Below are 12,968 nucleotides of genomic sequence, written 5' to 3'. Positions count from 1 at the left end.
TCCGCCGCTGCCGTCAGGCGGCGGTGTGCTGCAGGATGGCCGGCACGAGAAGATCCCACGTCGCAGCCGGCGGCATCTCGTGGCCGACGCCTTCGAGACGCAACAGGCGCGCGCCCGGCACCTCGCGCGCGGTCGCCTCGGCATGGGCGATCGGGAACAGCGGGTCGTCGGTGCCATGAACCACGAGCGTCGGCACGCGCACCTGGTTCAGGCGCGGCCGAAGCGGCGGGCCTTCGCCACCCACGCTCCAGTGGTTGTTCAGGGTCGCCACGTTGGGCGTGCGGTCGAACGACCGGCCGATGAGTGTGCGCATGCGGGCGTCGTCGAAACCTTGCGGGCCGGCGAACAAGCGGAGTTGCTCGAGTTGATGGTCGATCACGGCGTCGCGATCGGACCAGTCCAGCGGCGGAGCCGGCTGGCTGAACGCCGCCTGCAGCCGGGGCGACATCGGTGGCAGGCCCGGGTTGTTGGGGCCGCCGGGGCCACCTGGGCTCGTCGACATCAAGATCAGTGTGGCGACGTGTTCTGGATGGTCGAGCGCGAGGTGCAGCGCGATCGCACCGCCCATCGAGATGCCGACGACATGCGCACGCCGCACCTCCAGGGCCTGCAGCAAGGCCACCGCGTCGTCGACCAGGTCGTCGAAGCTGAACCCAGGCTGCCCTGGCGGGTAGCTGGTGGAGCGGCCGGTGTCGCGCAGGTCGTAGCGGATCACGAAGCGCGAGCCCTCGGCCAGGCGCTGACAGAAGCCGTCTTCCCACCAGTCCATCGAGCTGGCCGCGCCGGCGATCAGCAGCAGCGCCGGGTCCGTGGCTGCACCGAAGGTCTGCACGCACAGGTCGACGCTGTTGGCATGAATGATTCGTTCAGGCGTCATGGTGCGTTCTCCCAGTGAGGTTGAAGAGGCTCAGCGCGTGCCCTGGACCCACAGCCGCTGAGGGCCGGGACCGTTCTCGGCCAGCGTATCGAGCGGGTTGCGCAGCTTGCAGCGGTCGATCGACAGGCAACCGCAGCCGATGCAATCGTCCAAAGTGTCGCGCAGCTTCTTGAGCTGCGCCATGCGCTCGTCGAGTTCGGCGCGCCAGCCGGCAGACAGGCGCGCCCAATCGGCCCGCGTCGGCGCCGCCGACACCGGCAGCGTGGCGAGCGCGGCCTCGATGTCGGCCAGCGCGATGCCCACCCGCTGCGCCACGCGGATGAAGGCCACGCGACGCAGCACCTCGCGCGCGTAGCGGCGCTGGTTGCCGGCGCTGCGGGCGCTGCTGATCAAGCCTTTGGTCTCGTAGAAGTGCAGCGTCGACACCGCCACGCCGCTGCGGCGCGCCACCTCGCCCACCGTGAGCGTGGGCGAGATTCCGGCTTGTTCGAGCGGCGTCTTTTCCATCCCGGCTGTCCATCAAAGTGCTTGACCTCAACTTTACTTGAGGTTGCAGACTGCCGTCTCCTTTACCGAACCCATCTAACAGGAGATACCGACATGCACAACTCATCTGCAACCGTGTTCCGCGTCGACAAGTTCATCGTTCCCGCACCAGTGCTCAGCGCCTTCGTCGACCAGATGCAGCAGATCCAGCGCACGCTGCGCACCCTGCCCGGCTGCCTGCGCGCGACGGTGCTCACGCAGACCGGCGGGACGGGCGAGTTCAACGCGCTGACCCTCGTCGAGTGGGAGAACGACGAGGCCGTGGCCGCAGCCCAGCAGACCGTGCAGAAGAAGTTCGCGGAAGAGGGCTTCGACCCGAAGAGCTTCGTGCAACGCCTTGGCGTGCGCAGCGATCTGGGGCTCTACAAGAGCGCCTGATCGGCAGGCTGACCCTGCAGGCCACCTGCAAGGCGTACCGAGGCCCGGCAACCCTGATGCCAGCAGGGAAGAGCTCAACAACACGGCCTAACGGCGCTACGGTGTGCACATCGCCACCACGGAGATCGCCGCCATGTCGCCCTATGTCGATGGATTTGTTTTGCCTGTGCCGACTGCCAATCTCGAGGCCTATCGCCGGATTGCAGAACAGGCGGGCAACATCTGGAAGGAATACGGCGCGCTGGCTTACTGGGAAGGCGTGGCCGATGACGTGAAACCGGGCAAGCTGACTTCGTTTCCACAGAGCGTTCAGCTGAAGGACGACGAGACGGTGGTGTTCTCGTGGATCGTCTTCAACTCTCGCGAGGAGCGCGACGCCATCAACGAAAAGGTGATGGCCGATCCGCGCCTGGAGGACATGATGGACCCGACCAACATGCCCTTCGACGGCGCGCGCATGTTCTTTGGCGGCTTCAAGACGCTCGTGAAGCTATAGGGCGGCTCACACCCGATGAGCACGCCGGAATGAAGGTGTCCGAAAACGGCTGATCCCGCCGCCTATGCTGATTTCAGCAACTTGTCGGAGGAACGGACCATGGCTTCGATTCGCAAAGAGATATCCATCGCAGTGCCGACCGAGCAGCTGTGGGATGCGATGCGCGATGTCGGCGCGTTGCACACGCGGCTGGTCGCGGGCTTCGTGGTCGACTGCCGGCTGGAGGGCGAGAGCCGAACCGTCACCTTCGCGAACGGCATGGTGGCCACCGAGCTGATCATCGACGTCAACGATGCTGATCGTCGCGTGGCCTGGTCGGCGGTGGGCGGCCGCCTGACCCATCACAACGCCTCGGCGCAGGTGTTTGCTGAAGACGACGGGAACAGCCGCGTGGTCTGGATCGCCGACCTGCTGCCGCACGAGCTGGCCCCGAGCATCGCTGGCATGATCGAGCAGGGCCTTGCTGCGATGAAACAAACGTTGGAGAGGGCCGCTTCGTCCCCTGACATTGAAAGCACTGCAACGCCATGAACAAACGCGCCCTCCTGTCGACCGCCTTTTGCCTGCTGCTGGGCACCGCCTTTGCGGCCTCGATGCCTTACAACGAGGCCGCCGATGCGAAAGCCGACGTGCGCGCCGCGCTGGCCGAAGCGCAGCGCGCCAAGAAGCCGGTGCTGGTGATCTTCGGTGCCAACTGGTGCGAAGACTGCCGCGCCCTCGACGCCTCGCTGAAGACGAGCAAGAACGCCGAACTCATGGCGAGCCACTTCGTCGTCGTGAAGGTCGACGTGGGCCGCTTCGATCGCAATCTCGACATCAGCTCGGTCTATGGGGAGCCAACAAAGAAGGGCATTCCGGCGGCGGTGGTGCTGTCACCGGGCAATGACGTTCTTTACGCCACGCGGGCCGGCGAGCTGTCGAACGCCCGGCGCATGAGCGACACCGGCGTTTATGACTTCTTCCAGGCGGCCGTGACCACGGCGGCCAAGGCCAAACCCTAGCGACTAGGGAAGTCTCCGTAGGAGTTCGACTACGGCGCGAGAGGCCGTTGCCCGACAGCGTGGGCGCGAAGCCGCTGCTCAGAATGACGCCAATCTAAACGCATCGGAGAGCAGTCCCCATGAGCAAGAAGGCCCGTGTCAACGGCAAGATCGAATACCGCGAAGGTGATGGCATGAACCTGGCCATCCCCCGGGGGCCCGTCGAGATCGAGGAGACCGTTCTTGACGTGACGATCAGCTGGGTTGACGGCGAGACCCATGGCTCGACGGCCATTCCGCTCGCGGACTTCAAGCGCCACGTGGCCAACAAAGCCATCGAGGTGGTAGACACCACTCCGGCCTAACTCACCTCGTTGATTCGAACCGCCATTGCATGGCCATCGACAAGCGCTCGCCTGTCTTCAAGGTGCGCAGCCCGGGTTGGCCGGGCAGGTGAAAGGCATCGATCGGCTGCGTGATCGGCTCGAAGCAGAAGGCCGGGCCCTGCAGCGGGCGGTAGACGAGGCAAAAGTTTTCAACGTCTGCTGAGAACTCCGGCATCGCGAGCGTGACGCGCCGCTTGTGTTCGGGCCAGTCGATGCACGCCGTGCCGCTCCAGCCGGTGTAGCCGTTGTCGATCAGGCTGCCGTTGGCTTCGGCTCCTTCGCTGAGGTTCCAGCCGGCGGGAAAGTCATGCGTGTGCTCTGTCGGGATCATGTCCGCACCACACAGCCAGACGCCCTTGACCGGCGCGGTGACGCGCGTCTGCGGCGTTCGTGGAAACCATGGGTGCACGCCCAGGCCGTAGGGCAACGACTCGTCGCCCAGGTGCTGCACCTCGACGCGCTGGTCGAGCCCGCCTTCGACCAGGCGGAAGGTCTGCGTCGCCGTGTACTCGTGCGGGTTGCCATCGAAGCGGCGCGACGTCAGCGTCATCACCAGCGTGTCGGCGGCCGGCTGCGACAGCTGCCAAGCCTGCCGCCAGCCATCGCCGTGGATCGGATAAGGCATGCCGGCGCGGTTGGGCTTCAGCGCGTGGAAGCGGCCTTCGTGCGCGAAGCCGCCCTGGCTCACGCGGTTCGACCACGGCAGCATCGCGAATGAAGCCAGCGACGAAATGATGAGCGACTGGCCGTCCCACGGCCGCCACAGGTCAATGGGGCCTGACGGGTCGTCGATCTGCCATGCGGCCACGCCGCCGCCGAATGAGGGCACGAGGCCTAGCCGTTGGCCAGCGTGTTGCAACCAGGTGATCGGGTGCGGGCTGTCTTGCAAGTGCGTTCTTTTCAGGCGCTTTTCAGGCACCAAAGCGGTGGGCCGAAACGCCGGTGATGTTCGTCTCGAGGGCAAACAGGCCGCCCGCCAGCGGCTCGGCCTGCAGCTGCTCGGGCGACAGGCCGAAGCGCGCGCTGGTGACATACAGCGTTTGCAATTGCGGCCCACCGAACATCACGTTGGTGATGTGGCTGGTGGGCAGCGCGACGCGGGCGAGTTCCGCGGCTGTCAGCGGGTCATGGCAGGTCACGCAGGCGGCACCCCAGTGTGCGATCCACAACCGGCCGGCAGCATCGGTGGTCATGCCATCGGGAAAGCCGTCGCCCTCGGCAAACTGCAGCCACAGGCGGCGGTTCGACAAGGCAGCGGTCTTGGGGTCGAAGTCCCAGGCATTCACCCGGCCCTGCACCGTGTCGTTGACGAAGATCGTGCGACCGTCGGCCGTCCACGTCGGGCCGTTGGTCACGGCGAAACCGAGTTCGTGCCGCACGCAGGTGCCGTCGGCGCTGTAGGCGTACAGCATGCCGGTGGGCGCGACGCAATCGAAGTCCATCGTGCCGCCCCAGAAGCGGCCGGCGGCGTCGCACTTGCCATCGTTGAAGCGGTTGCCTGCGGGCTCTTCGGGCGGCCGATGGAGATAGTGCACAGCGCCGGCACCGTTCGGGTCTAAGCGGGCAAAGCCGCGCCGCATCGTCACGATCAAGCCGGGTTCAGAAACCTGTTCAGAGAGTGCCGAGATTTCTTCATCGAAGGACCAGCTGTCGCGCCGCTCATCGGCTGGGCGGTAGCGGTAAAGCTGCCGGCCGAGGATGTCGACCCAGTACAGCGATTGCTCGCGTGATGACCAAAGCGTGCCCTCGCCCAAGGTGGCGCCTGCCGGCCACACGCACCGCGGCGTGCCAACTTCGTAAGTGGTGTTCACTGCTTGTCTGTCTCCATGCTGAAGCCACGCGTGGGCCCTTGACGCAGCGGATGGTATCTGTGCATATTGATAAAGGAAATCACGAATCTTCCTATTGATCCATACAGATTTAGCAATGATGAGCAAAACGCCAACACCCGAGACAAACACGCTTGCCACCTACCCGAGCCTCAAGGACCGTGCGGTCTTCGTGACCGGCGGCGCCACCGGCATCGGCGCCGCCATGGTCACCGCTTTTGCCGAGCAAGGCGCACGCGTGGCCTTCATCGACGTGGCAGCGGCAGAGGCCCAAGAACTGTCGCAGCAGTTGGCTGAGCGCGGCTTGCCGAAACCGTGGTGGCGGGCGTGCGACGTGCGCGACATCGCGGCGCTGCAGACGGCCATCGCCGATGCTGCCGCCGAACTCGGTGACTTTGCCGTGCTGGTCAACAACGTTGCCAGTGATGACCGGCACACGCTCGAGTCCATCACGCCCGAGTACTACGACCAGCGCATGGCCATCAACGAAAGGCCGGCGCTGTTCGCAATCCAGGCCGTGGTACCAGGCATGAAGCGCCTCGGCTTCGGCTCGGTCATCAACCTCGGCTCGACCGGCTGGCAGACCAAGGGCAGCGGCTACCCCTGCTACGCCATGGCGAAGTCGTCGGTCAACGGCCTCACCCGTGGCTTGGCGGTGAGCCTGGGCCAGGACCGCATTCGCATCAACGTCGTGTCACCCGGCTGGGTGATGACGGAGCGGCAAGTCCGCCTGTGGCTCAACGCCGAGAGCGAACGCGAGTTGGCTCGTGCGCAGTGCCTGCCGGACAAGCTGCAGCCAGGCGATGTTGCCCGCATGGTGCTGTTTCTGGCATCGGATGACGGCGCCATGTGCACGGCGCAGGAATTCAAGGTCGACGCCGGGTGGGCATAAGGAAACGGCCCCCCAGTCGCTGCGCTCCTGCCCCCAAGGGGCGCCACCTTAGGCCCGGGAGACCCGGGCTTCGGCGTTGCTCTGTGCGCGTCGCTTCGCTCGCTTTGCCGGGATGGCACCGGCACTCTTGGAGCGACTGAAGACTCACACTTCTACGTCGAACTTGCGGCCGTAGATGGATTGGCTTGATGTTTTGAGCGCCTTCATCATGACCTTGACCGCGGGCGACAGCAGGCGGTCGGTGCGGGTGATGATGCCGAAATCGTCCATGTGGCAGGGCATGTCGATCGGGACGAGCGACACGATGCCGTGGGCGGCGTAGTAGCGGGCCACGTCGGAGCCGATGACGGCGAGCATGTCGCTCTGCTGCAACATGCGGGTCATGAAAAGCAGGGCTGAGGTTTCGACGACGTTGATCGGCGGCGCGAGGCCTTCTTCCTGGAACATCAGCTCGAAGCGATGCCGCAACACACTGCCGGCCGGCGGCACGATCCAGCTCGCGGCCACCACATCGCGCAGCGTCAGGCCGGCCACACCGAGCATCGGGTGACCGGGCCGCGCCACCGCGCACACCGGCTCGGAAGACAGCCGCTCGTAGCGAAGCTGAGACTTGTCGTGCTGCTCGAACAGCCGCGCGACCAGGATGTCGAGCTTGCCCTGCGCCATGCGCTCCATCAGCACGTCGCTGGTCTCGATCTCGATGGCCACCCGCAGCGTGGGCTGCTCCTGCTTGACCAGCGCCACCGCCGGCGGCAGCAGCATCAACCCGGTCGAAGTGATTGCTCCCACGCTGACTTGGCCAAACCGGCCGGCCTTCAGAGCGGTGAGCTCGTCGTGCGCCTGGTTCAGGCTGGCGAGTGCCACGCGGGCATGGCGGATCATGGTTTCGCCATACCAGGTGGGCTGCATGCCGCGCGGCAGCCGGTCGAAAAGCGAGACTTCGAGCACGTCTTCCAAGTCCTTCAGCAGCTTGGAAGCGGCCGGCTGGGTCATGTTGAGCACCTGGGCGGCGCGGTGCAAGTTGCCTTCTTCGGCCAGGGCCACCAGCAAGAGGAGCTGCCGCGTCTTGAGTCGGGCGCGAATGAACCAGTGGCTGTAATGCGTCATCGGGTTTTCCAGAATTCGGCTAGTGATATCAATTGTGTCTAAATTCTGATTGGATTGATATTCGTTTTGTTTTTAGACTTGCGGCCTCTTCAGACACTCAGGGCGGTTCTTCAAATGCAGGGCAACGTTCCCCTCACAGCTCGGCACTACATCAATGGACGCTGGGAAACCGGCGTCACCACCGGCAACAGCGAAAACCCGTCGGACACCCGTGAAGTGGTCGCTACCTACGAGCGCGCTGACCGCAACCAGACCGAACTCGCCATCCGTGCAGCCGCCGAGGCCTTCGGCGCCTGGAGCGTGAGCACGCCGCAGCGCCGTGCCGACGCCTTGGACCAGATCGGCAGCGAAATCCTCGCTCGCAAGGACGAGCTCGGCTCCCTGCTGGCGCGCGAAGAAGGCAAGACCCTGCCCGAAGCCGTGGGCGAAGCAGCCCGTGCCGGCAACATCTTCAAGTTCTTCGCCGGCGAGGCCTTGCGCGGCGGTGGCGAATCGGTTCCTTCCGTGCGCCCGGGTGTGGGTGTCGAGATCACCCGCGAACCGGTCGGCGTGGTCGGGCTGATTGCCCCGTGGAACTTCCCGCTCGCGATTCCCGCCTGGAAGATCGCCCCCGCGTTGGCTTATGGCAATAGCGTGATCTTCAAGCCCGCCGAGCTGGTGCCGGCCTGCGGCTGGGCACTGGCCGAAATCATCAGCCGCGCGAGCCTGCCGGCCGGTACGTTCAACCTGGTGATGGGCAGCGGCCGCGAAGTGGGCCAGACCCTGGTCGACAGCCCGCTGGTCGACGCGCTCAGCTTCACCGGCTCGGTGCCCACCGGCGAACGCATCCTTCAATCCACCGCCGCACGGCGCGCCAAGGTGCAGCTCGAGATGGGCGGCAAGAACCCGCTCGTCGTGCTGGCCGATGCCGATCTCGACCAGGCCGTCGAGTGCGCGGTGAACGGCTCGTATTTCTCGACCGGCCAGCGCTGCACGGCGTCGAGCCGGCTGATCGTCGAAGCATCGATCCACGACGCCTTCGTCTCCCGCCTGCGCCAACGCCTGTCGGCACTCAAGGTCGGCCACGCGATGGAGCGTGGCATCGACATCGGGCCGGTCGTCGACCGCAACCAGCTCGACCAAGACCTTTCTTATATAGAGATCGCCCGCGGCGAAGGTGCCGAGCACGTGTGGGGCGGCGAGCGCCTGGAGCGCCCGACCCCCGGCTATTACATGAACCCGGCGCTCTTCCTCGCGAAGCCCGAGCACCGCATCGCACGCGAAGAAGTCTTCGGCCCGGTGGCCTGCGTGTTGCGCGCCGACGACTACGAGCACGCCTTGGCGCTCGCCAACGACACTCCCTTCGGCCTGTGCGCTGGCATCTGCACCACCTCGCTCAAGCACGCGACGCACTTCAAGCGCCACGCGCAGGTCGGCATGGTGATGGTCAACCTGCCGACGGCCGGCGTGGACTTCCACGTGCCTTTCGGCGGGCGCAAGGGTTCCAGCCACGGTCCGCGCGAGCAGGGCCGCTATGCCGCAGAGTTCTACACCACCGTGAAGACGGCCTACACGATGGCTTGATCCGCGGCGTTGCCGCGATTTCCGTTCGGCGCACCCCGCGCACTTTTTCGATCAATAACAGGAGACAAACGCATGACCTCGAACAGAAGATCCCTGCTGGCCACCGCGGCTTTGCTGGGAGTGTTGCCGCTGAGCGCCCTGGCGCAGAAGAAGATCGTGTTGGGCTTTGCCCAGGTCGGAGCCGAAAGCGAATGGCGCACCGCCAACACCGAGTCCATCAAGTCAGCGGCCAAGGAAGCCGGCATCGAACTGAAGTTCTCCGACGCGCAGCAGAAGCAGGAAAACCAGATCAAGGCCATCCGCTCGTACATCGCGCAAAAGGTCGACGTGATCGCCTTCTCGCCGGTTGTCGAATCGGGCTGGGAAACCGTGCTGATGGAAGCCAAGGCCGCCAAGATCCCGGTGGTGCTGACCGACCGCTCGGTGAACGTGAAAGACGACTCGCTCTACGTGTCGTTCATGGGCTCGGACTTCGTCGAAGAAGGCCGCAAGGCTGGCCGCTGGCTGGTCGACAAGATGAAGGGTGCCACCGGCGACGTGAACATCGTCGAGCTGCAAGGCACCGTGGGCTCGGCACCGGCGATCGATCGCAAGAAGGGCTTCGAGGAAATCATCAAGGCCGACCCGAAGTTCAAGATCATCCGCTCGCAGACCGGTGACTTCACCCGCGCCAAGGGCAAGGAAGTGATGGAAGCCTTCCTGAAGGCCGAGGGCAAGAAGATCAACGTGCTGTTCGCGCACAACGATGACATGGCCATCGGCGCCATCCAGGCGATCGAAGAAGCCGGCATGAAGCCCGCGAAAGACATCGTGATCATCTCGATCGACGCCGTGAAGGGCGCCTTCGAAGCCATGATGGCCGGCAAGCTGAACGTCAGCGTGGAGTGCAGCCCGCTGCTCGGCCCGCAGCTGATGAGCGCCGTGAAGGACCTGAAGGCAGGCAAGCCGCTGGCCAAGCGCATCGTCACCGAAGAGGGTATTTTCCCGATGGAAGTGGCTGCGAAGGAATTTCCGAAGCGGAAATATTGATTCGGCTCATTACCTGAGTTCGAATAGGAGCATCGGCCCCGTGCTAACCGCATCGGGGCCGATTGCTCGATCAACGAAACCTGGAGACATTTCTCATGAAACGCACTTTCCTCAAGTCCCTGCTCGCTGTTGCAGCCGTCGCCATCACTGGCGTGGCCACGACCGCCCACGCGCAGGACAAGGGCCCCGTCGCCATCTCTATGCCGACCAAGTCGTCGGCCCGCTGGATCGATGACGGCAACAACATGGTCAAGTACTTCAAGGAAAAGGGCTACAAGACCGACCTCCAGTACGCTGACGACGACATCCCGAACCAGCTCGCACAGATCGAGAACATGGTCACCAAGGGCGCGAAGGTCCTGGTGATTGCAGCAATCGACGGCACCACGCTGTCCGACGTGCTGCAAAAGGCTGCCGACAAGGGCGTGAAGGTCATCGCCTATGACCGCCTGATCAAGGGCTCGAAGAACGTCGACTACTACGCCACGTTCGACAACTTCCAGGTCGGCGTGCTGCAGGCCAGCTACATCGAGCAAGCCCTCGGCCTGAAGTCTGGCAAGGGTCCGTTCAACATCGAACTCTTCGGCGGCTCGCCGGACGACAACAACGCCTTCTTCTTCTACAACGGCGCCATGTCGGTGCTGAAGCCGTACATCGACAGCGGCAAGCTGGTGGTTCGCAGCAAGCAGCTCGGCATGGACAAGGTTTCCACGCTGCGCTGGGACGGTGCTGTTGCCCAGGCTCGCATGGACAACCTGCTGTCGGCCTACTACACCAACGCCCACGTCGACGCTGTGTTGTCGCCGTATGACGGCCTGTCGATCGGCATCATCTCGTCGCTGAAGGGTGTGGGCTACGGCACGCCGAAGTCGCCGATGCCTGTGGTCACCGGGCAAGACGCCGAAGTGCAGTCGGTCAAGTCGATCCTGAAGAAGGAACAGACCTCCACCGTGTTCAAGGACACGCGTGAACTCGCCAAGGTGACGGTCGCCATGGTCGACGCGATGCTGAGCAACAAGAAGCCGGAAGTGAACGACACCAAGACCTACAACAACGGCGTGAAGGTTGTGCCTTCGTACCTGTTGAAGCCGGTCAGCGTGGACATCAACAACTGGCAGAAGGTGCTGGTCGAAGGCGGCTACTACAAAGAGTCGCAGATCAAGTGATCCTTGGCACGCGTGGGCCGGTTTCGGCCTGCGCGTGTCTGGCTACTGAGTACCCCCAGGCCCGTCGCTTTTTTTGCGCTTGGCCTCGAGGGGTCAAGAAGACTCGGGAACGGTCCTTCGTTTCCTTGAGAGCAGCAGTTCATGACTGAACAAGACAAGGCACCTGCCATCCTCGAGATGCGCGGCATCAGCAAGGATTTCCATGGCGTGAAGGCCCTGGACAACGTGAACCTCACGGTGCGCATGGGCGAGATCCATGCACTGGTGGGCGAGAACGGCGCGGGCAAATCCACGCTGATGAAGGTATTGAGCGGCGTGTACTCCGCCGAAGAAAGTGCGGGCGAGATCCGCTTCGAAGGCGAGGTTCGCCGCTTCAAGGGCATTGCCGACAGCGAAGCGCTGGGCATCATCATCATTCACCAGGAGCTGGCGCTGGTGCCTCTGCTCTCGATCGCCGAGAACATCTTCCTCGGCAACGAGATCGCAAGCGGCGGCGTGATCGACTGGTTTGCGGCCTACGCGAAGACGCGCGAGCTGCTGGCCAAGGTCGGACTGAAGGAATCGCCCACCACGCTGGTGACCCACCTCGGCGTGGGCAAGCAGCAGATGGTGGAGATCGCCAAGGCGCTGTCGAAGCAGGTCAAGCTGCTGATCCTCGACGAGCCCACCGCCAGCCTGAACGAAAGCGACAGCGACGCGCTGCTCGAGCTGCTGCGCGGCTTGAAGGCGCAGGGCGTGTCGTCGATCCTCATCTCCCACAAGCTCAACGAGATCGCCAAGGTGGCCGACTCGATCACGGTGCTGCGCGACGGCAGCACCGTGGAAACCATCGCCTGCAGCATCAGCGAGCCGGTGAGCGAAGACCGCATCGTGCGCGGCATGGTCGGGCGCGACATGGCGCACCGCTACCCTCCGCGCTCGCCCAACATCGGCGAGACGGTGTTCGAGGTACGCGACTGGCGCGTGTTCCACGCGCTGCATGCCGATCGCGAGCAGATCAAGGGCGTGAGCCTGCACGTGAAGCGTGGCGAGATCGTCGGCATCGCCGGCCTGATGGGCGCGGGCCGCACCGAGTTCGCGATGAGCGTGTTCGGCAAAACCTACGGCCAGCGCATCAGCGGCAGCGTGTCCATGCACGGCAAGCCGGTCGACGTGAGCACCGTGCGCAAGGCCATCGACCACGGCATTGCCTACGTCACCGAAGACCGCAAGGGCTTCGGCCTGGTGCTCGAAGAGAACATCAAGAAGAACATCAGCCTGGCCAACCTCGAGGCCGTGGCCAACCGCTCGGTGGTCGACGAAGGCCTGGAGCACAAGGTCGCGACCGACTACCGCCGCGCACTCAACATCCGCTGCTCGGGCGTTGACCAGACCGTGGTCAACCTGTCCGGCGGCAACCAGCAGAAGGTGGTGCTCAGCAAGTGGCTGTTCACCCAACCCGAATTGCTGATCCTCGACGAACCCACGCGCGGCATCGATGTCGGCGCCAAGTTCGAGATCTACACCATCATCGACAAGCTTGCCAGCGAGGGCAAGGGCGTGCTGATGATCTCCAGCGAGCTGCCCGAGCTGCTCGGCATGTGCGACCGCATCTACGTGATGAACGAAGGCCGCTTCGTCGCCGAGTTCACCGCTGCTGAAGCCTCGCAAGAGCGAATCATGCATGCCATTGTCAAATCCGGAGGCTCCGTTCATGCAGAGTGACAAAGTGGCGGCAAC

Annotated in this window: 15 protein-coding genes; 10 read left to right on the top strand and 5 right to left on the bottom strand. The window is 64.3% G+C overall.

Translation table 11 applies throughout. The features are described from left to right. Positions 1-13: 13 nt before the first annotated feature. A complete protein-coding gene (locus AC1DYS_RS01500) occupies positions 14-877 on the bottom strand; it encodes an alpha/beta fold hydrolase (RefSeq protein WP_477895346.1) in 864 nt (287 codons plus the stop codon). A gap of 30 nt (positions 878-907) precedes the next feature. Continuing rightward, positions 908-1,384 carry a redox-sensitive transcriptional activator SoxR gene (gene soxR / locus AC1DYS_RS01495; protein ID WP_477895344.1) on the bottom strand — a complete coding sequence of 159 codons (477 nt, stop codon included), beginning with the start codon at positions 1,382-1,384 and terminating at the stop codon, positions 908-910. A 93-nt stretch (positions 1,385-1,477) separates the two neighbouring features. On the opposite strand from soxR, the gene AC1DYS_RS01490 reads away from it, so the two are divergent. The 5 genes from AC1DYS_RS01490 (at position 1,478) to AC1DYS_RS01470 (ending at position 3,642) form a co-directional block, all read left to right on the top strand. After that, on the top strand, positions 1,478-1,801 hold the full coding sequence (locus tag AC1DYS_RS01490; protein WP_477895342.1) for an antibiotic biosynthesis monooxygenase: 324 nt from the start codon (positions 1,478-1,480) through the stop codon (positions 1,799-1,801). Between the two features lie 133 nt (positions 1,802-1,934). Then, positions 1,935-2,297, top strand: coding sequence for a DUF1428 domain-containing protein (locus AC1DYS_RS01485; RefSeq protein ID WP_477897235.1), 363 nt, complete (start codon positions 1,935-1,937; stop codon positions 2,295-2,297). Between the two features lie 99 nt (positions 2,298-2,396). Further along, a complete protein-coding gene (locus AC1DYS_RS01480) occupies positions 2,397-2,828 on the top strand; it encodes an SRPBCC family protein (RefSeq protein ID WP_477895340.1) in 432 nt (143 codons plus the stop codon). Continuing rightward, positions 2,825-3,298 (top strand): thioredoxin family protein, encoded by a 474-nt coding sequence (locus AC1DYS_RS01475; RefSeq protein ID WP_477895338.1) that lies wholly within the window; start codon positions 2,825-2,827, stop codon positions 3,296-3,298. Before AC1DYS_RS01480 ends, AC1DYS_RS01475 begins: the two co-directional genes overlap by 4 nt. 119 nt (positions 3,299-3,417) lie before the next feature. Then, on the top strand, positions 3,418-3,642 hold the full coding sequence (locus AC1DYS_RS01470; RefSeq protein WP_047491973.1) for a hypothetical protein: 225 nt from the start codon (positions 3,418-3,420) through the stop codon (positions 3,640-3,642). Between the two features lies 1 nt (position 3,643). Here the strand turns inward: AC1DYS_RS01470 and AC1DYS_RS01465 are convergent, their stop codons facing one another. Both AC1DYS_RS01465 and AC1DYS_RS01460 read right to left on the bottom strand, forming a co-directional pair. Then, a complete protein-coding gene (locus AC1DYS_RS01465; protein ID WP_477895336.1) occupies positions 3,644-4,552 on the bottom strand; it encodes an aldose 1-epimerase in 909 nt (302 codons plus the stop codon). Between the two features lie 22 nt (positions 4,553-4,574). Next, positions 4,575-5,474 carry an SMP-30/gluconolactonase/LRE family protein gene (locus tag AC1DYS_RS01460; RefSeq protein WP_477895334.1) on the bottom strand — a complete coding sequence of 300 codons (900 nt, stop codon included), beginning with the start codon at positions 5,472-5,474 and terminating at the stop codon, positions 4,575-4,577. 115 nt (positions 5,475-5,589) lie between these two features. On the opposite strand from AC1DYS_RS01460, the gene AC1DYS_RS01455 reads away from it, so the two are divergent. Then, on the top strand, positions 5,590-6,384 hold the full coding sequence (locus tag AC1DYS_RS01455; RefSeq protein WP_477895332.1) for an SDR family NAD(P)-dependent oxidoreductase: 795 nt from the start codon (positions 5,590-5,592) through the stop codon (positions 6,382-6,384). A 144-nt stretch (positions 6,385-6,528) separates the two neighbouring features. Here AC1DYS_RS01455 and AC1DYS_RS01450 read toward each other — a convergent pair whose 3' ends face one another. After that, on the bottom strand, positions 6,529-7,491 hold the full coding sequence (locus AC1DYS_RS01450) for a LysR substrate-binding domain-containing protein (protein ID WP_477895330.1): 963 nt from the start codon (positions 7,489-7,491) through the stop codon (positions 6,529-6,531). A gap of 114 nt (positions 7,492-7,605) precedes the next feature. Here AC1DYS_RS01450 and AC1DYS_RS01445 point away from each other — a divergent pair, with 114 nt between their 5' ends. From AC1DYS_RS01445 to mmsA, 4 genes are all read left to right on the top strand, one after another. Continuing rightward, the gene (locus AC1DYS_RS01445) at positions 7,606-9,054 is read left to right on the top strand and encodes an aldehyde dehydrogenase family protein (RefSeq protein ID WP_047491956.1); all 1,449 of its coding nucleotides are present in this window, start codon (positions 7,606-7,608) and stop codon (positions 9,052-9,054) included. 72 nt (positions 9,055-9,126) lie between these two features. Next, on the top strand, positions 9,127-10,083 hold the full coding sequence (locus AC1DYS_RS01440; RefSeq protein ID WP_047491953.1) for an ABC transporter substrate-binding protein: 957 nt from the start codon (positions 9,127-9,129) through the stop codon (positions 10,081-10,083). A 95-nt stretch (positions 10,084-10,178) separates the two neighbouring features. Then, positions 10,179-11,249 (top strand): multiple monosaccharide ABC transporter substrate-binding protein, encoded by a 1,071-nt coding sequence (chvE, locus tag AC1DYS_RS01435; RefSeq protein ID WP_047491950.1) that lies wholly within the window; start codon positions 10,179-10,181, stop codon positions 11,247-11,249. A 141-nt stretch (positions 11,250-11,390) separates the two neighbouring features. Then, entirely contained in the window at positions 11,391-12,953 is a 1,563-nt protein-coding gene (gene mmsA / locus AC1DYS_RS01430; protein WP_477895327.1) for a multiple monosaccharide ABC transporter ATP-binding protein, read from the top strand. Positions 12,954-12,968 lie beyond the last annotated feature (15 nt).

This window comes from Rhizobacter sp. P2_G4 (genome assembly GCF_056403575.1).
The sequence above is the reverse complement of the archived record's forward strand: the minus strand, read 5'-3'. Positions and strand labels throughout refer to the sequence as shown.